Genomic DNA, 19,855 nt, shown 5'->3' on the forward strand with positions numbered 1-19,855 from the left:
ATTGTTGATTAGAGAAGAAGGTGCTGCGCTCCTGCGGGAGGACGAGGAGGCTCCCCTGACCGACCACGAGCCGCACGCGCCTGAAGTGGAAATCAACAGGCAAGTTTAACAGAGCCAATTAAAAAGAACCCCTGGAAATATAACCAGGGGTTCTGCTTGCTGATGATATTATCTGCTGCCTTTGATATAGTGAGTACCAACTGCTTTTGGTGCATCGGCGCGGCCGATGAATCCAGTTAAGGCTAAAATGGTTAATACATATGGTGCAATCAATAGGTATACACTTGGAATTTCCTTTAAGAAAGGTAAACTTGATCCAATAATACTAATACTTTGAGCAAAACCAAAGAAGATTGCAGCTCCTAATGCACCAAGTGGATGCCATTTTCCGAAAATCATGGCAGCTAACGCCATGAAACCTTGACCACTAATAGTTGAGTGGCTGAAGTTTGATGTGATCGATTGTGCATAAACTCCTCCGCCAAGACCTCCAAGGGCTCCGGAAAGAATAACACCTAAATAACGCATTTTTGTTACGTTTATACCCATTGTGTCTGCAGCCATTGGATGTTCACCAACTGAACGAAGGCGAAGACCAAATGGTGTTTTGAAAACAATGTACCACACGATAATAGCAACTAAAATTGCTAAAAAAGATGTCCAATACGTATTTTGGAAAAATATTTTACCAATAATAGGAATATCTTTAAGAACTGGAATATCAATTTTACTGAAACCTTTACTGATAATTCCTGTTTCACCTTTATCATAGATAAGTTTTACAAGGAACAAGGTAAGTCCAGTTGCAAGTAAGTTAATGGCAACACCAGAAACAGTGTGATCAGCACGGAATGTAATCGAAGCAATTGCATGGAACAAGGAGAAGAATGCTCCTGCTGCCATTGCTACCAATAATGCAATCCAAGGTGTAGCATTACCAAAAGTATCAAATGTAGTTAAGTTAAATACGATTGCGGTGAATGCACCAATTACCATTAAACCTTCAAGTCCAATATTTACTACTCCAGAACGTTCTGAAAATATACCGCCTAATGCAGTGAAGACAAGTGGAGCTGCCCATAATAAAGTGGATGGAACAAGAATGATTAAAATATCCATTAAACTCAACTTACTTCACCTCCTTCTTACTGAATCGGTCAAGAAATACTCTTATTATATAGCTTGATGCAACAAAGAATACGATTAACGCAATAATGATATCTACTAATTCATTTGGTACCCCTGCTTCAAGCGGCATATTTAATGCTCCCACTTTTAGAACACCAAATAATATGGCTGAGAAAAATACACCTAGTGCAGTATTTCCCCCTAGTAATGCAACCGCAATTCCGTCGAAACCAACGCCAGAGAATCCACCTTTTACTGCTGCATATTCAAAAGTACCTAATCCTTCCATGGCACCTGCTAAACCTGCGAAAGCTCCAGAAATAAGCATAGAAAGGATAATATTCTTATTCACGTTCATCCCTGCATATTGAGCAGCATGTTGGTTAAAACCTACAGACCTTAATTCAAATCCTCTTGTTGTTCTTTCTAATAAGAACCACATAATAAAGCAAGAAATAATTGCAAGAATAATACCCCAGTGAAGTCTTGAATAATCAGTTAGACTCTCTAACCATCCAGATCGTAATGTTGCTGATTTATGAATAGGGCCTGAATTATCCCCATGTTTTGTGATTACGTTTCGAATAATATAATTGGATACGTGTAAGGCCACATAGTTCATCATTATGGTTACAATTACTTCATGGACACGGAAACGTGCTTTTAATAAACCAGGAATAAATGCCCAAAGTGCCCCTGCTGCGATGGAGGCAATGATAGCAAGTGGTAAATGAATAATTCGAGGTAAGTCAAAGGCCACCCCTACCCATACAGCAGCAAGCCAACCAACTAAGAATTGTCCTTCAACCCCGATATTAAATAAGCCCACGCGGAATGCAAATGCCACAGCAAGTCCGGCTAAGATATATGGAGTAAACTGTCGGATTACTTCTCCGATGTAATAGATATCTCCAAAAGCACCATTCCATAGTGCTGTAAAGGCCGCGACTGGATTGTAACCACTTATTAACATAATAAACGTTCCAACAAGGATACCTAATAATACGGCTATAATAGGTGTTAAGATACTTCTAAACCGTTTAGACATGTGATTCTTCACCCGCTTCCTTTCTATTCGAGCCAGCCATTAGTAATCCAAGTTCCTGCTCAGTCGTATCTTTTGGATTCACAACAGCTACGATTTTCCCTTCATATATAACGGCAATACGGTCACTGACATTCATGATTTCATCCAGTTCAAAAGAGATAAGCAAGACACCCTTACCATTATCGCGCTGTTCGATTAAGCGTTTGTGAATGAATTCAATGGCCCCAACATCCAAACCACGAGTTGGCTGTGCTGCTATCAATAAGTCTGGGTTCCGATCTACTTCACGGCCAATAATCGCCTTTTGCTGGTTACCACCGGAAAGCGCACGTGCCAAAGTGTATTCACTTGGTGTCCGTACATCAAACTCACTAATCAATGTTTTAGCTTTTTTATAAATTTCACCAAAGTTTAGAATTCCGTTCTTAGAGAATGGCCTTTTATTATATGTTTGTAATACCATATTCTCACCAATTGGGAAGTTCAAAACTAACCCATGCTTGTGACGGTCCTGAGGTATATGACCTACGCCAGATTCAGTAATCTGTCTTGGTGTATGATTGATCAATTCTTTTCCATTCAATTTCACACTGCCGCTATCAGCTTTACGTAAACCAGTGATAGCTTCAATAAATTCCGATTGTCCATTACCATCTACACCAGCGATGCCGACAATTTCTCCAGCACGAACAGAAAGATTCAAGCCATTAACTACTGTCACACCACGAGGGTCCTTTACAACCAAATCCTTAATTTCAAGGACCTCTTGTTTTGGAGATGCTTCTTTCTTATCAGTTTTGAAGACAACATCTCGTCCAACCATTAAACTAGCAAGTTCATTAGGATTGGTTTCACTTACTGTTACTGTTCCAATTCCCTTTCCTTTGCGGATAACAGTACAACGATCAGATACTTCCATAATCTCTTTCAGTTTATGAGTTATGAGAATAATAGACTTACCTTCTTTTATAAGCGTTTTCATAATTTGAATTAATTCTTTAATTTCCTGCGGAGTAAGAACAGCAGTAGGTTCGTCAAAAATAAGAATTTCGGCTCCACGATAGAGTGTTTTTAAGATTTCCACTCTTTGTTGCATACCTACGGTAATGTCAGAAATTTTCGCCTGTGGGTCAACTGCTAAACCATATCGTTCAGAGATCTCACGGACTTGTTGCTCAGCCTTTTTAAGATCAATTCGGCCAGCAGAGGTTATTTCTCTACCAAGGATGATATTTTCAGTGACTGTGAACGTATCAACTAACATAAAGTGTTGATGGACCATTCCGATTCCAAGATCATTTGCGATATTGGGGTTAGAAATGTTTACTGGTTTCCCTTTAACTCGAATTTCACCATTTTCTGGCTGATATAGTCCAAAAAGTACATTCATTAATGTTGACTTTCCTGCACCATTTTCGCCAAGCAAGGCATGGATTTCACCCTTTTTTAATTGAAGGGTTATGTTATCATTCGCAACGAAGCCATTAAATTCCTTACGGATGTTAAGCATCTCAATTACATATTCCATCTTTTCTCACTCCCTGTGATAAGATAAAAGGAAAAATTGACCATAAGTAGTAAGAGGTCAGACCTTTCCGAGTTTTAAAAAAACAGGGAATCCCTCCCCACTATAATCTTAAATGAAAAGTAGAATATTTATTCTACGCTTCAGTTAAGATTCATTAGGTTGGAATAAGCGAGTGGTAAACCCTCGCTTATTCCTCACAAAAATTATTTTGCACTAAAGTTCTTTAATTCATCACGAGTTCCAGGGACTTTTACAGCACCTGATTTAATTTTTTCTATCCATTCTTTTATAGCAGCTTCAATTGCATCTTTATTTCCAGCTTTGCTGTTAATTGGAGCAACACCAACGCCATCTTCAGCTAATCCGTAAAGAATAGATTGTCCGCCAGGGAAATTGCCATCCATTGCTTTTTTAGATAAGTCTTGTACTGCTACGTCAACACGCTTAAGTGCAGATGTAAGAACAACATCTGGACCCATGTCAGCCTGGTCACGGTCAACACCGATTGCCCAAATTTCTTTACTTGGATCTTTTGCTTTTCTGTCAGTTGCTTCTTTAAATAAACCGTTACCAGTACCACCGGCAGCGTGGAAAACTACGTCAGCGCCTGAAGAATACATTTTAGATGCGATGTTTTGACCAAGTTCCGCTTTATCGAATGCACCTGCATATTGAACATCAACTTTTACTTCTGGTTTTGCAGCCTTAACACCCGCTAAGAATCCAGATTCAAATCGTTCAATAACAGGGATTTCCATACCACCGATGAAGCCGATATGGTTAGATTTTGTTTGAAGTGCTGCTGCAATACCTGCAAGGAAGGCAGCTTCTTGCTCTTTGAAGAGTACACTTGCAACGTTTGGTTGCTTAACTTCCGCATCGATGATCGCAAATTGTGAATCTTTTTGTTGTTTCGCGATTTCTTCAACTGCAGCCTGCATTAAGAAACCAATTCCGTAAACTAAATCAAAGTCTTGACGAGCAAGTGTATTTAAGTTTGTAGAATAATCAGCATCAGATTTTGATTGAAGGTAATCATATCCGCCTTTACCTTTTGATAAGCCATTGTCTTTACCGAATTTTTGAAGACCTTCCCAAGCTGATTGGTTAAATGATTTGTCATCAACACCACCAACATCAGTAACCATCGCTACAGAGAAATTATTTTTCTTTTCTCCGCCTTTAGCAGGTTCTTTGCCTGTGTCATCACTTTTTCCACATGCTCCTAATAGTGTACCAGCAGCTAGAACTAGTGATAAAGCCGTTCCAATTTTACGCTTTTTCATGGTATTGACCCCCTATGAATATGGTTTGATTTAGTAAAAATGTTTTTGTAGCAAGACTGATTGCGTTTTCAAAACGGATTAAAAATTAAATTCTTTTCCTTAATACATGAAAACTAAACTTGTCTGCTTTAAAATAGTTTACCGAAAATAGGATAGGTTCATCCATTTCATCGAAATGCATCTGTTTTAAAACTAACAATGCAGTTTCTGGTTCGCATTCTAGAATTGGGGAAATTTTTTCATGATAGCCTAACGGCTCAATTTGGGCAACCGCGTATGTAATTCTTCGATTTGATTCTTCTTCCAAAATACGGAAGAGCGATTCTTCTGCATGGGAAAATGTTTCCGGCAGAATACGTTCTGGTACCTTGTCGACACAATAGACGACCGGTTCCCCATTGGCGGTTCTAACCCTTTCCATCACAAAAATGTCCTCATTTGTAGAACAAGAAAAACGGCGAATATCCTCTTCGGTAGGACCTTGTGTTGATGAACTAAGGAAAATTGTTCCTGGGATCATTCCGGCCTGTTTGATCATGGCAGTTACACTATTAAGTTGTTCAATTCCTGAAGTAAACAAAGGCTTTACATTAACAAAAGTACCAACGCCATGGCGTCTAATGATAACATTCTCTTCTTCGAGGATCCGTAATGCTTCTCGAAGAGTTGCCCTGCTCACACCCAGCTGTTTAGCAAGATCAAACTCAGAAGGTAGTTTTTCTTTTTCTTTATATACCCCGTTTGCAATATCTTGCTTTAGACGATCGATAACTTGTAAGTATAAATGCCGGTTATCTGATTTTATAGACATGCTGTTTCCTCCAGCCTTTTCCTTAGACATCAGACATCTGATATCATTTCTACTAATCGAAATTTATATTAACATTTTTTTGGGGATAAATAAATAGAATTTCAAAAATTTTGTCGATAAAGGGTGGGAGGTTATGTCACAATTGTCTAGGGGTAATTTTCCCTATATAACATATTTTTACTAAAGGTAAATTTACTCATAAAAAAACCTCTATTATGACCATTTTCACATCATAATAAAGGCGGATTTAATCTCACTCTATCTATTATTACTTCGAACAATCTCATAAATAAATTATGAACTTTGTTCTTCCTTATCTTTTGGTTTTGCTTGTAAAACAGCTCGAGGCTTACTTCCTTCATATGGGCCAACAATCCCACGTGCCTCCATTTCGTCAATCAACCTGGCTGCTCTTGTATACCCAATACGAAAACGTCTCTGTAACATGGAAACAGAGGCTGTTTGCATTTCAATAATTAAGTCAACTGCCTCATTATAAATATCATCATCGACCGCACCTGTTACTTCTGGGATATCATCTGGAATCATTTCATCTTGGTACTGCGCTTTTTGTTGGGAAATAACAAATTCTACTGTGTCCTCAACCTCTTGATCAGAGAGGAAAGCACCTTGAACGCGTACTGGTTTAGATTCTCCAACTGGCAGGAATAACATATCGCCCCTTCCTAACAGTTTTTCTGCACCACCCATATCTAAAATCGTCCTAGAATCGGTGGCACTTGAAACAGCGAAGGCAATTCTGGATGGAATGTTTGCTTTAATAACCCCAGTAATGACATCAACAGATGGCCGTTGCGTTGCAATAATTAAGTGAATTCCGGCAGCACGCGCCATTTGTGCCAGGCGGGTAATCGAATCTTCCACATCTGAAGAGGCAACCATCATTAAGTCAGCTAACTCATCAACAATGACTACAATGAATGGAAGCAACGGCTGTTTATCATTCTCTTCTAAATTATGTCTTCTGACGTGTTCATTATAGCCCTCAATATTACGCGTTCCCGTATGAGAGAACAAATCATAACGCCTTTCCATTTCGCTTACTACTTTTTGCAAAGCTTGTGAGGCTTTTTTCGGATTCGTTACAACCGGGGCTAGTAAGTGTGGAATGCCATTATAAACATTTAATTCAACCATTTTCGGGTCAATCATCATTAATTTTACTTCATGAGGCTTTGCACGCATTAATATACTAGTGATAATTCCATTTATACAAACACTTTTACCGCTTCCAGTTGCACCGGCCACAAGTAAATGGGGCATTTTATTTAATTCTGCCAAAACTGCTTCACCAGTAATGTCCCTGCCTAAACCAATTAATAGTTTAGAGTCAGGTTTGTCATTTTGGGTTGCTTCTAATACCTCACGAAGTGAAACCATAGCTACTTCTGAATTAGGTACTTCTATTCCAATCGCGGATTTACCAGGGATCGGAGCCTCAATTCGAATACCTTTAGCAGCTAGTGCTAATGCTAGGTCATCGCTTAGACTAACAATTTTGCTTACTTTAACACCGACATCTGGATGAACTTCATATTTTGTAACAGCTGGTCCTAAATGTACTTGTGTTACTCTCGCTTTTACGCCAAAGCTTTGAAATGTCCTCTCAAGCTTTGCTGCATTGGCATGGATTTGTTCGTATTCTCCACTTTGATCTGTTTTCTTAGGCAGACTTAGTAGCCTGAGCGGCGGTAACTCATATTCAATATTCTCGACTTCTGTAAAAGTAATTGGCGGAATGGAATCATCATTTTCTTCAGTCGTTTTTGTTTTTCCCCTCGGTTCTTCAGGTTGATTTTTATTTATCTCACCTTCATCAACATAGGCCCTATCAGCAAAACTTGAAATAATTGGTTCTGGTGTTCTGATTTCCACTTGAAGTGATTGTGGTTCTGTCGTAGCGCTGGGTTGTTCTCTTTGTTCGCGATTCTCCTGCGCTTGTCTTCTTTGTGTAGATCTTTGTGCTTTTTTTTCTTGTTGTTTTTGCTTCCATTCTGCCATATCTGTTTTAAAGGCATCCCACTGACTTTTTGAAAAATCAACAAAGACCATCATGATTTTAGCGATGAAATCACCGAATGATTTCCCAGTTAGTAAAATAATGCCAATTAGTATAAAAATAAACGCAATTATTTTCGTACCTGTCTCGGCAAATAAGTAATGAAATAAGGCAAATAAAACTGCACCAAGCATTCCCCCGCCTAAATCGGTTGTGCTAGTTTCACCTCTTAGTTCCATCATAAACAATTCCCATGTATTACTGATTACACTAGGATCTTTAAATTTCCCATCATTCGTTAGCAAATGAAAAAGTGTTACATGACTTAGAAGAAGGATGGCAGAAGTAATGCTGTACAATCCAACTAATTTAATATGGAAGAAAAAAGGAATACTACGTTTCCACATCAAATAAACGCTTAATACAACTAGCCCAATTAAACTGAGCATATACCATTCTCCCATCCAAAAGCGGAAGAAGATCACAGTTGCTTTTCCCACTGCACCGAGTTTTGCAATCGATATGATCGCGATTGCTAAAATAGCTAGTGCAGATAATTCATATTGCACGGTCTTTTTCAAATGGTTATCTCTCTTTTTAGGTTGTCTTCTTTTTTTCTTGGCCATTTAATCACCTTGTTGTTTCATTATGGTATATTATTCCTTTAGTATATAACATCCTTGTCTAAAAGGGTAAAAAGGAAGAAAGCAGCCTTAGTGGCTGCTCTTATATCTTCTCTTAATTATACCATAATCTACTATTACATCGAGGACAATCCTTCTAGGTTCGCGAAAGAAATTTTTGCACCTGGGCAAATTTGGTTATCCAAGTAATGTTGCGGGTCTGTACTTAGAATCCGAATAACTTGAACATTTTGGCCATCTATCAACTCTACCAAGAGGGGTATACCTTGATAATTGACCATTTGTTGTTTGCTCGGTGATTCAGCCTCATAAGGAAATATTAATTCAGGCGGCATCATTGTATAAAGTATCATTGGATCAATCCCTTATCCTTTTCTTTATGCAGGTCAATCAGTTCATTTAACTTTTTCATTGCCTGCCCAAGCCCGCCTACTTCATCTATTAACCCTGTTTGTACAGCATCAGCACCAATAACATTCGTTCCTATATCTCTTGTTAAATTACCCTTAGCAAACATTAAATCTTTAAAAGTTTCTTCGCTAATATTTGAATGCTTTGTAACAAAATTAATTACCCGATCTTGCATTTTATCCATGTATTCGAAGGTTTGCGGCACACCTATTACAAGTCCTGTTAATCTAATCGGATGAATCGTCATCGTCGCAGTTTCTGCAATAAACGAATAGTCACAGGAAACAGCAATCGGAACTCCAATTGAATGCCCTCCTCCTAATACAATTGAAACCGTCGGCTTAGATAATGTTGCAAGCATCTCGGAAATAGCAAGGCCCGCCTCAACATCACCGCCAACTGTATTTAAGATTACTAACACGCCCTCTATTTTAGGATTTTGTTCGATTGCAACCAGTTGCGGCATTAAATGCTCATATTTTGTTGTCTTGTTTTGTGGTGGAAGAGCCAGATGGCCTTCAATTTGACCGATTATCGTCAAGCAATGAATTTTTGAATCTGTCGAAAGCTGTGGTACATTAGTTTGTCCTAGCTGCTGGATTTTGTCTATTAATGCAGAAGAAGTTTTCTCCTCTTTTTGAGGTTCCCCGCCTTCTTGATTTTCATTTTTATTATTTTGTAAATCGTTATTCATCCTTAATACTCCCTTCAAGCATGATATAGGTTAGTATTGTCTTATAAGGTAATTTCATGCTAAAAATAAATGCTCTCTAACTTGTCTGTTGATTGGAGCTTCAGGCGCTCGCTTTCCGCTCCAATCACATAGTGCCAAAATAAAAAGCACTGGAGTTTTCCAGTGCTTTCTTTCTAGATTTCCATAATGATTGGGAGAATCATTGGTCGTCTTTTTGTTTTTTCAAATAAATTTCGGTTTAATTCTTCTCTAATTTCTTGTTTTAAACTGGACCACTCAAATGATTCCTTAGCAATATTTCTTTCTACAATATCACGAACTAGTTTTGTTGAATCATCCATCAATTTTTCTGATTCTCGAACGTATACAAATCCCCTAGAGATAATTTCAGGACCAGCTGCAATACTCTTGTCTTGTTTTTTTAATGTCACGACGACAATTAGAATTCCATCTTGCGATAAGAGTCTTCGATCACGGAGCACGATATTTCCAACATCCCCGACACCAATACCATCGATCAATATATTACCAGAAGGAACCTTACCTAAAATAGCGAGTTTGTCTTCTTTCCATTCAAGAATATCACCGCGGTCGGGGATAATAATTTGTTCGTCAGTAAGTCCACATTCCAAAGCTAATTTCCGATGTGCCTTAAGCATTCGGTATTCACCATGAACAGGAACCAGATATTTTGGTTTCATTAAGTTAATCATGAATTTTAATTCTTCTTGACTACCATGGCTCGATACATGGATGGTCCTTTTACCTGATATTACATTAGCACCAGCTCTAAAAAGCATATCAATCGTCTTAAATAAAAATACTTCGCTGCCTCTGAGTGGTGATGCGGCAATTAATACAGTATCTCCTGTTTGGATATTAATTACTTTATCCATCTGCTTTGCCATCTTCTGCAAAGCTTCGATGGGTTCACCTTGGCTACCAGTCATTAAGACGACAATTTCTCTGTCTTGATAATCCTTTAGTTCACTAACCGGAATAATTAAATCCTCTTCGACATCTAAATATCCTAAATCTAGGGCAATATGATAAATTCTTTCGAGGCTTTTTCCTACCACTGCAACTTTACGGCCGTTTTCAGATGCGGCATTAAAGATATGTTGAATTCTATTTATATCAGAGGCAAAACAAGCTGCAATAATTCTTCCAGGAGCATTATAAAAGGCATTGGACATTTCACGTTCTACAATCGCTTCTGATGCTGTATAACCAGGCTTTTCGGCTTCTGTACTATCAGACAACAGACATAGAACCCCTTGTTCCCCAATAGATGCCATCTTGCCAATTTCAGGTTTATAAAGCTCTGTGGCACCTTGATCAAATTTAAAATCACCCGTATAAACGATGATTCCTTCAGATGTATGTATACAAATACCCACAGAATCTGGAATGCTATGATTAGTTTTAAAGAAACTTACATCCACTGTATCTAAATTTACAATCGTATCAGATTGTACTTCAATAAAATGGGGCTTACCAAAATAATCCTGTTCTTTAAGTTTTGCATTTGCAAGGGCAAGTGTTAACTTAGTTCCATAAACAGGTGCATCAATTTGACGAAGCACATACGATAAGGCCCCAATATGGTCTTCATGACCATGTGTTAAGAAAATTGCTTTCACCCGTTCCTTATTTTCTTTTAAATAAGTAATATCTGGTATCACAATGTCTATGCCAAGCATTTCTTCCTCGGGGAACATTAAGCCGGCATCAATGATAAATATGTCCTTGTCCACTTCAACGAGATACATATTTTTTCCGATTTCTCCTACACCACCAAGTGTGATTAACTTAATGGAGTTATTAATTTTCTTTATCAATTTGTAAATCCTCCTATGCTGTATCCAAATTTATAATTTATTGAACTCCGAAAAATGTCTAGCTCTAGCTCCGCCAAACGGGCGCATCCGCTTTTCTTATTTCCGTCCAAATCAGTTATGATTATTATACTTGATTTTTGAAAACCTTTCCAATATAAAAAGTAATTTTACCCAGCCGCATATTTCTAAAAAAAGACTGTGTTATAATAGGATGTTGATTTGCGCTCCAATCAATTTATCAAAAATATCAACAATAACCATTAACACAGCAAAAAAAAGCCAACCGGCAAAATCATCCGGTTGACTTTGGTGATTCATTATTATTGATTAAGTAGAGTAATTAATGCAGCGCGTTCTTGTTCTGTTAAACCCACGAGTGGAAGCCTTACTGAACCAACATCTAATCCTGTTAATTGTAAAGCTGTTTTAACAGGGGCAGGACTCGGAGCAGCAAATAATCCTTGCATAACAGGGAGAAGATGCTGATGCAACTTTGCAGCTCTTTCATTCTCTCCGCCAAGAAATGCTTTAACCATCTCCTGCAACTGTTTTCCTATAACATGTGATGCAACCGAAATAATCCCAACACCGCCAATAGAGAGAACAGGGATTGTCAGACTATCATCCCCACTATATAAAACAAAATCATCATCAGTATTGGCAATAATGTGTGTCATCGCATTCAAGTCACCGCTTGCTTCCTTAACCGCAACAATATTTGCTATCTTTGAAAGACGAATGATCGTATCAGGATGAATATTCACTGCCGTGCGGCCTGGTATGTTATAAACCATTACCGGTAAGGAAGTGGCATCTGCAACAGCCTTAAAGTGCTGATATAGACCTTCTTGATTTGGTTTATTATAATATGGGGCTACAACCATAATAGCATCCACACCCAATTGTTCAGCTTTTTTTGTCAACTCAACGGATGCGTAGGTATTATTGCTGCCAGTTCCAGCTATTACGGGAATTCGCTTATTCACAACTTTAACGACATGATCAAATAAGGCCAGTTTTTCTTCCTTAGTCAAGGTTGGGGATTCACCCGTGGTCCCTGCAATCACAAGTGAATCAGTTCCATTTTCAATTAAATAATTCACTAATTGCGTGGTCTTAGCAAAGTCAATATGTCCTTTTTTATCAAAGGGAGTTACCATCGCCGTCGATACTCGCCCAAAATGAACCATATTCTTACTCCTCTCAATACCATCAAGCATACTTAAACCCAAATTCATAATATGGATTTACTTTTAATACGAAGATACTATTTATAGATCAGTAAAATTAAATTCTACTGTTTCATCTTCTAACTGAAAGGCATCATGGAGGGCATTGACGGATTTAACTAAATCATCCTGCTTTACAAGTACCCAAATCGTAGTATGACTATCTGCAGATTGTAATATACGAATTCCATGATCCGATAAGGCCGTTACGATTTTGGAAGTAACACCAGGAACACCGGCAATACCTGCACCAACAACAGAAACTTTTGCACAATGACGCTCTACAACGGGGTCATGACCCAGTTCATTTAGAACCCCAATCGCACGGTCGGTCATTTCTTCCGTAACTGTATAGATTACTCCGTTAGGAGAAATATTGATAAAATCCACACTAATTCCTTCATTAGCCATTGCCTTAAACACTTCAGCCTGCAAGTAATATTGATCCTTTTTGGCAAAAACTTTAATTTGCGTTACATTTAAAACGTGGGCAATTCCGGTAACCACTCGTTCTTTAATATCACTGCCACGATTATTTTTACTTAAGGAAGTTACCAATGTGCCTAAATTATTAGAATAGGTTGAGCGGATTCGGATTGGGACTTTCGCTTGCATCGCAATTTCAACTGCCCTTGGGTGAATGACCTTTGCACCTTGATAAGCCATATTACAAACCTCTGTGTAGGTTACAATAGATAACGGCCGGGCATTTTCAGCAATACGCGGATCAGCTGTCATAATTCCTTCCACATCAGTAAAAATATCAATAAATTCGGCATTGAGGGCTGCACCTAAAGCAGCTGCTGAAGTATCACTTCCGCCTCGTCCAATGGTCGTTATATCACCATTATTTGCAGCACCCTGGAAGCCTGCAACCACGACAACATCATTTCTCTCTAATTCACTTAGCAATCGATCACATTGCATTTCAATAATTTTTGCATTTGTATGGTCATTGTTTGTACGGAAGCCTGCTTGTGCCCCAGTTAAAGAAACGGCATCAATTCCACTTTCTAATAACATATTTACAAACACGACACTAGAAATAACTTCTCCACAGGACAATAATAAATCATGTTCCCGTTTTGAAATATTACTTAAATTTCCACCAATCAAAGAAAGTAGTGAATCTGTAGCATAAGGGTCACCTTTTCTTCCCATTGCGGAGACAACCACAACTACCTTATAGCCATCAGCTAATGCTTTCTCGATATGGCCTTGAGCATATTTTCTGCTTTCTTCATCTTTTACAGATGTACCGCCAAATTTTTGAACAATAATTTTCATGGTGACACCAAACCCTGCCTTTTTTGATGTAACTTTATTTTACAATCCCTAATTTCACTAAGCTTTCTGCGATTTGAACTGAATTCCATGCTGCCCCTTTAAGCAAGTTATCAGAGACAACCCACATATGAAAACCACGTGGTTCATCGATGTCTTTTCTAATTCGACCAACAAAAACATCATTTTTTCCAACACAATTTGCCGGCATTGGATAGAGTTGATTTTCAGGATCATCTTGTAAAATAACACCTGGGGCATCTTTTAATAATGCTTTAATGTCATTTGCACTGACCTCGTCAGATTCAATTTCAAAATAAACCGACTCTGAATGGCCAACAGCTACAGGAAGGCGCACGCAAGTTGCAGAAACCTGTAATTCTGGTAAGTGCATGATTTTTTTGGTTTCATTAATCATTTTCATCTCTTCAAATGTATATCCGTTATCTTGAAATTTATCAATTTGCGGAATCGCATTAAAAGCAATTTGATAGTGTTTTTTATCTGACTTCACTGGTAAAATTTGCGGTTCATATGTTTCTCCGTTTAATATCGACTGAGTCTGCTGCATTAATTCTTCAACAGCCGCCGCACCTGAACCGGAAACAGCCTGGTAAGTTGAAACAATTACTTTTTTCAAACCAAATTGTTGACGGATTGGCTCAAGGGCAACTACCATTTGAATGGTGGAACAATTCGGGTTAGCAATGATACCATTATGTTGATGAAGGTCAGCTTCGTTCACTTCTGGGACAACTAAAGGAGTATTTTCATCCATTCTAAATGCACTAGTGTTGTCCACCACGATAGCACCTCGTTTAACTGCTTCTGGGCCAAGTTCCTTAGATACACTGCCACCTGCACTAAATAAGGCTATCTCAACGCCTTCAAAACTCTCAGGCTTTGCTTCTTCAATGATATATTCCTGTCCATTCACATCCACTTTTTTCCCGGCGGATCGTGCTGAAGATAATAAGGTAAGTTTTCTAATTGGGAAGTTCTGTTTTATTAATGTTTGTAACATTTGTTGTCCTACTGCACCTGTTGCTCCAACAACGGCAACGTGAAATCCATTTTGTTGACTCATTACTAGTTCCCCTTCCATACTCATCGTATACATAACTGGTCATTATACTCTAAAAGGAAATAGCCTTTATTTAGCATCCAGCATGTTATTAATAATTTATTTTATTTCTCATCAGTGGGTTTGGATCTTCCCACTGATGATAGAATAATTTATTTTAACATATTCCTTTAAAGAAATAACCTATTTTGATGAATGAGAGGATTTTAGTCTGAATCTTTATATCTTTCAACTAGTACAGGCTGAATTTGCTGCCCTTCGATTGCTGCTTCTACTGTTTCTGTGAGCATTGTCATTCTTGCAACCATCGAATTTGGCTTTTTTATGGGGTCATCCTGACCATATGGAATGAAATAGATATTCTTCGTAGCCATTAATCTCATTAAATTTACTCCATTTAATCCAAGTGCATCATTTGTAGAGATACCCAGCACCACTGGTTTTAAGTTACGCAGTGTTGCTTTTGCCGCCATTAATACAGGACTATCATTCATGGCATTGGCAAATTTACTCATCGAAACCCCTGTTAATGGAGCAATAACCATACAATCCAAAGGAATTTTAGGCCCAAGCGGCTCTGCTTTTACAATCGAGTCAATCACCTTGTTCCCAGTTAAATCTTCAATTCTTTGGATCCAATCTTCCCCTTTTCCAAAACGGGTATCTGTATTTTTAACTGTAAAAGTCACGACTGGCATTACCTCTGCACCGGCTTGAACTAGTTTTTCAATTTCTGGGAATACTGCATCATACGTACAATGAGAGCCGGTTAAGCCAAAGCCAATTCTTTTACCCTTTAAACTCATTTCACTTTCCCCTTTCGCTTTCTTAAATCATCTTGAAGCAGTTGGGCAAGGACATTCGCCAGAATTTGACCAGCCGTTTTCGGTGCAACAATTCCCGGAAGCCCTGGTGCAAGCAAGGCTTTTATCCCTCTTTTTTCGGCATATCGAAAATCAGTGCCGCCTGGCTTTGATGCAAGGTCAATAATGAGCGTATGTGATGGCATTTTGGATATTACCATTGCTGTTACAATTAAATGTGGTGCTGTATTAATAACTATATCGGTGTCTTTTACTTCATTTACCAGATTATTTAAATGGAATGGTGTTAATCCCATCTCAGTAATCCTAGCTAGATGCTCACTTTTCCTTGCACCTACCTTAACTCTTGCTCCTAATGCAGCAAATGTTCTTGCTACACTCATACCGACTCTCCCTAAGCCCAGAACAGCAATATTTGACCCATGTATGGTAAAATCAGTGTGTTGGATCGCCATCATAATCGTCCCTTCTACAGTCGGAATGGAATTATAGATGGCCACATCATCCCTTTCAAATAACTGAATAAGTGTTCGTTTGGCTTCCTTGGTAATTCCATTTAAATAGGAATTGCTAATTCCGGAATAAATCGTACAATGTTCAGGTGTCTTTGCTAGCAAATCTGCAGTTAAAATAACCTTTTCATTTGAAAAAATCGTTTCTACATGTCCTTCTAAATTTGTTCCGGGTACTGGCAGGATAATGGTATCCATATTTGAAAAATCGACTTCATCCAACTTTTCCTTGACAGCACCAGTAAATGCATGGTCAAGTTGTTCGAAACCAATAAGCGATAATCTCGCATCTAATTCGGTTAACTTGCGGATGATTTCCAGCTGTCTAGCATCCCCACCAATCACGGCAATCTGCATCCCTGTCAGCATGAAAACATTCACCTTCTTTTTTTAAAAATCCTACTAAGAGATTCCTTTTCTTATTTCACTTCACCATCTTATGTAGGTTCACTTCATTCGGTGAGTTTTCCATTCGTACTAAATAAAAAAAGCCCAAGCAAGATAAATCTTGCTTGGGCCTTTTTGACCAGTGTAAGTACCTAATCCTCATCAGGTACATCGATAATAATCATATCTGAGCCAATTTTTTTAATATGCTGCCAAGGAACCCTAATTTCTTCTCCTTGTTTTCGAAAACCAAACCATTTAATTGAAGGAATAAGAAGTGCCTGAATTTGGCCTGTCCCTTCATTAATTTCTAGATCTGTTTGCCCGAGTACACCAAGACGTTCAGCCTTTTTTGCATCCACAATTTCTTTTCCGCTTAATTCACTTAATCTCAATGCATAAGCCCCCCTTCCAAACCCCCTACTATTAGTTTATAAAAAGAAGTCCTAATTTAGACTAAGAAAACCTTGCATAAGCATTAAGAGATGAATTTTGCCTTAACAAAAGGGGAATCCATTTTCGAATGGATTCCCTTTTATGATTATGCTAATTTATTTGGCAGTTCTCCGTCTGGGCTTATCAATGTAACGGAATATTTATCTGTAAAGACATTTCTAGCCATTTCGTCTACACGGTTTTTCGTAACCGTGTCAATTTGATCAATGATTTCGTCAAGTGAACGATGTCGTTTTAATAAAAGTTCATTTTTTCCATTCCGGCTCATCCGGCTATTGGTGCTTTCAAGACTTAGCATCAAGCTTCCTTTTAGCTGCTCTTTACTATTCGTTAATTCCCTCTCAGTAATCCCATCTCGCTTCAATGTATTAAGTGTTTCTTGAATTGTTTCATATAATACATTTAGCTGTTTCGCACCAGTTCCACCATATACTGTCACAATTCCACTATCTTGGTATGCAGAGTGATAAGAGAATACAGAGTAGGCTAAGCCCCTTTGCTCACGAACCTCCTGGAACAATCTTGAGCTCATACTGCCGCCTAATATATTATTTAATGTAATTAAGCTGTAGATGTCTTCATGTCCTACCTTTAATCCTTCAAAACCAATACATAGATGAGCCTGTTCTGTTTCTTTTTTACGAGAAATTTGATTGGAATGGAATGTAGGAATATTTTCAGTAACCTGTTGGTTAGCCCCTTTATATGATCCAAAATACTTTTCAACCTCTTTAATAAATGCCTCAGATACATTTCCAGCTATAGAAATGACAACATTTTCAGGCGTATATCTTTCATGGATATATTCTTTTAATGTTTCTCCCGTAAATGTATTAAGTGTTTCCTCCGTACCGAGGATTGGATATCCAAGAGGATGATCTCCAAATACAGCTCTGCTTAATAAATCATGAACAATATCGTCTGGAGTATCTTCATACATTTTTATTTCTTCTAAAACTACATTTCTCTCTTTGTTTAACTCCTCTTCCACAAATGTTGAGTTAAAAAACATATCCGCCAGAACATCTAATGCAAATTGAGAATGTGTATCAAGAACTTTCGCATAATAGCATGTATACTCTTTAGAAGTAAACGCATTCACTTGTCCGCCAATGCTATCAAAGGATTCAGCTATATCTTTCGCAGACCTGGTTGTAGTGCCCTTAAAGAACATATGCTCAAGAAAATGGGAGATACCATTGTTTTGTGGGTTTTCATCTCTAGAGCCAGTACCTATCCAAACACCAATTGCTACCGAACGCACGGTAGGAATATTTTCTAATACAATTCTTACTCCATTTTGGCATGTGTATTTATTAATCATTGACTTCCTCCAGTCTATACGGTGAAACTTCAATCAGTGGGGGTTTTTACCACTGATTGTTAGTTGAACCAATCGGGCTTTTACGGGGAGTTGACCTCCACTTATACCTTATCCTTATTTTTCCCCTCTAGAAAGTGGGGACTTACTTCCCGTTAATGCGGGATAAACAAACGCTGCTACTGCACCATCTATCATTATACTTATAATAGTGTATTTTCTCCAATTTTCAGTATTTCTTACCCGATTATTATTGCTCCACTCTTTGTTCGCTCATTAACTCAGAAACTGTGCCAATTTTTAAGTTTTTTTGCTTAATTTGAGTGATCAAGCGATCAAGTGATTTTGCAGTTGATTCTGTTGGATGCATAAGTACCATTGAACCATTATCAATTTTAGACATCACACGAGCTATCAAGACATCGGGCGACGGTTTTCTCCAGTCAACAGTATCAACAGTCCACATAACAGTCAGCATATTTAATTCGTCGGCCACTTTTACCGTTTCATCCCGGTAACTGCCACTAGGGGGTGCAAACCAAACACATTTTTCACCTGTAGCCGCTTCGATAATTTCATTGGTTTTCACTATTTGTTCTCTGGCTCTTTCAGCAGTTAGTTGCTTCATATCTGGGTGTGAATAGGAATGATTGCCTACTTCATGTCCTGAACTGACAATCATTTTCGCAAGATCTGGATTTTTTTTAACCCAATTTCCTTCTAGAAAAAAACTAACAGAAATATTATGTCTTTTTAGGGTTGCAAGCATCTGTGATAAATATTCATTTCCCCACGCCACATTAATAATAAACGAGACCATCGGTTTATCAGGGTGACCTTTATATATAGGGTTTGGCGGTAAGTCTTTGAGGTGAACTTTAGGCTTCGTCTGATTAAAAACAAGTTTCTCCTCATCAAAGACACCCTTGTTTTTCATATTTTTATATGAAGCTGCAATGTCAACCTCCCGCCCATTATAGCCAGGAATAGCTTTCCAGACCTTATCAATCGTCGCATCTTTAGGCGGTAATTCATATGTAGGGGCATTTTTGATAATGCTTTGATAAAGAGGGTCTGACTCTTTTGCTGCCGGCAAAACGGATTTATTTGTAAAAGTTAAATATTTGTTAACAAATGGATTACTTACTGCGATCCATCCTGCTAAACAAATAACCATTATGATAGAAACCTTTTTCATCTAATTTTCCCCCTTTCCATACAGATTATGTATAGAAGGGACAAGGTAGAACTGCAGGTTCATCAATACAACTAGTTCTAAAGCATTAAGAAATCAAGGCCATACTTTACATATCGAAAAAGCCAGGGTAATGACCCTGACTTTACTTT

The 19,855-nt window shown here is 38.1% G+C and carries 17 protein-coding genes; all 17 read right to left on the reverse strand.

What is annotated here, in order from left to right; all coding sequences use genetic code 11:
• Positions 1-168 precede the first annotated feature (168 nt).
• Entirely contained in the window at positions 169-1,128 is a 960-nt protein-coding gene (locus KW850_RS00310) for an ABC transporter permease (RefSeq protein WP_218345598.1), read from the reverse strand.
• Between the two features lies 1 nt (position 1,129).
• Positions 1,130-2,176: an ABC transporter permease gene (locus tag KW850_RS00315; protein WP_218345599.1), complete on the reverse strand. Its 1,047-nt coding sequence runs from the start codon at positions 2,174-2,176 to the stop codon at positions 1,130-1,132.
• Complete coding sequence (locus KW850_RS00320) at positions 2,169-3,704, reverse strand: ABC transporter ATP-binding protein (RefSeq protein ID WP_218345600.1); 1,536 nt, start codon at positions 3,702-3,704, stop codon at positions 2,169-2,171. Before KW850_RS00320 ends, KW850_RS00315 begins: the two co-directional genes overlap by 8 nt.
• Before the next feature lie 203 nt (positions 3,705-3,907).
• Positions 3,908-4,990, reverse strand: a complete 1,083-nt coding sequence (locus tag KW850_RS00325; protein ID WP_218345601.1) for a BMP family lipoprotein — start codon at positions 4,988-4,990, stop codon at positions 3,908-3,910.
• An 85-nt stretch (positions 4,991-5,075) separates the two neighbouring features.
• Positions 5,076-5,801: a GntR family transcriptional regulator gene (locus KW850_RS00330; RefSeq protein ID WP_218345602.1), complete on the reverse strand. Its 726-nt coding sequence runs from the start codon at positions 5,799-5,801 to the stop codon at positions 5,076-5,078.
• Between the two features lie 294 nt (positions 5,802-6,095).
• Positions 6,096-8,447, reverse strand: a complete 2,352-nt coding sequence (locus tag KW850_RS00335) for a DNA translocase FtsK (protein WP_218345603.1) — start codon at positions 8,445-8,447, stop codon at positions 6,096-6,098.
• Positions 8,448-8,581: 134 nt separating this feature from the next.
• Positions 8,582-8,818 carry a YlzJ-like family protein gene (locus tag KW850_RS00340; RefSeq protein WP_218345604.1) on the reverse strand — a complete coding sequence of 79 codons (237 nt, stop codon included), beginning with the start codon at positions 8,816-8,818 and terminating at the stop codon, positions 8,582-8,584.
• The gene (locus KW850_RS00345) at positions 8,815-9,570 is read right to left on the reverse strand and encodes a ClpP family protease (RefSeq protein WP_218345605.1); all 756 of its coding nucleotides are present in this window, start codon (positions 9,568-9,570) and stop codon (positions 8,815-8,817) included. The genes KW850_RS00340 and KW850_RS00345 overlap by 4 nt, the downstream gene beginning before the upstream one ends.
• Positions 9,571-9,743: 173 nt before the next feature.
• Entirely contained in the window at positions 9,744-11,411 is a 1,668-nt protein-coding gene (locus KW850_RS00350) for a ribonuclease J (RefSeq protein WP_218345606.1), read from the reverse strand.
• 320 nt (positions 11,412-11,731) lie between these two features.
• A complete protein-coding gene (gene dapA / locus KW850_RS00355) occupies positions 11,732-12,601 on the reverse strand; it encodes a 4-hydroxy-tetrahydrodipicolinate synthase (RefSeq protein WP_218345607.1) in 870 nt (289 codons plus the stop codon).
• A gap of 81 nt (positions 12,602-12,682) precedes the next feature.
• On the reverse strand, positions 12,683-13,927 hold the full coding sequence (gene dapG / locus KW850_RS00360; protein ID WP_218345608.1) for an aspartate kinase: 1,245 nt from the start codon (positions 13,925-13,927) through the stop codon (positions 12,683-12,685).
• 34 nt (positions 13,928-13,961) lie between these two features.
• Positions 13,962-15,011 carry an aspartate-semialdehyde dehydrogenase gene (asd, locus tag KW850_RS00365; RefSeq protein WP_218345609.1) on the reverse strand — a complete coding sequence of 350 codons (1,050 nt, stop codon included), beginning with the start codon at positions 15,009-15,011 and terminating at the stop codon, positions 13,962-13,964.
• Between the two features lie 203 nt (positions 15,012-15,214).
• Positions 15,215-15,814 (reverse strand): dipicolinate synthase subunit B, encoded by a 600-nt coding sequence (gene dpaB, locus KW850_RS00370; RefSeq protein WP_218345610.1) that lies wholly within the window; start codon positions 15,812-15,814, stop codon positions 15,215-15,217.
• The gene (gene dpaA / locus KW850_RS00375) at positions 15,811-16,713 is read right to left on the reverse strand and encodes a dipicolinic acid synthetase subunit A (protein ID WP_218345611.1); all 903 of its coding nucleotides are present in this window, start codon (positions 16,711-16,713) and stop codon (positions 15,811-15,813) included. The genes dpaB and dpaA overlap by 4 nt, the downstream gene beginning before the upstream one ends.
• A 170-nt stretch (positions 16,714-16,883) precedes the next feature.
• Entirely contained in the window at positions 16,884-17,126 is a 243-nt protein-coding gene (locus KW850_RS00380; protein WP_218345612.1) for a YlmC/YmxH family sporulation protein, read from the reverse strand.
• A gap of 146 nt (positions 17,127-17,272) precedes the next feature.
• Positions 17,273-18,511 carry a M16 family metallopeptidase gene (locus tag KW850_RS00385; protein WP_218345613.1) on the reverse strand — a complete coding sequence of 413 codons (1,239 nt, stop codon included), beginning with the start codon at positions 18,509-18,511 and terminating at the stop codon, positions 17,273-17,275.
• Between the two features lie 247 nt (positions 18,512-18,758).
• Positions 18,759-19,706 carry a polysaccharide deacetylase family protein gene (locus KW850_RS00390; protein ID WP_218345614.1) on the reverse strand — a complete coding sequence of 316 codons (948 nt, stop codon included), beginning with the start codon at positions 19,704-19,706 and terminating at the stop codon, positions 18,759-18,761.
• Between the last annotated feature and the right edge of the window lie 149 nt (positions 19,707-19,855).

The sequence above is a fragment of the Bacillus sp. sid0103 genome (assembly GCF_019219025.1).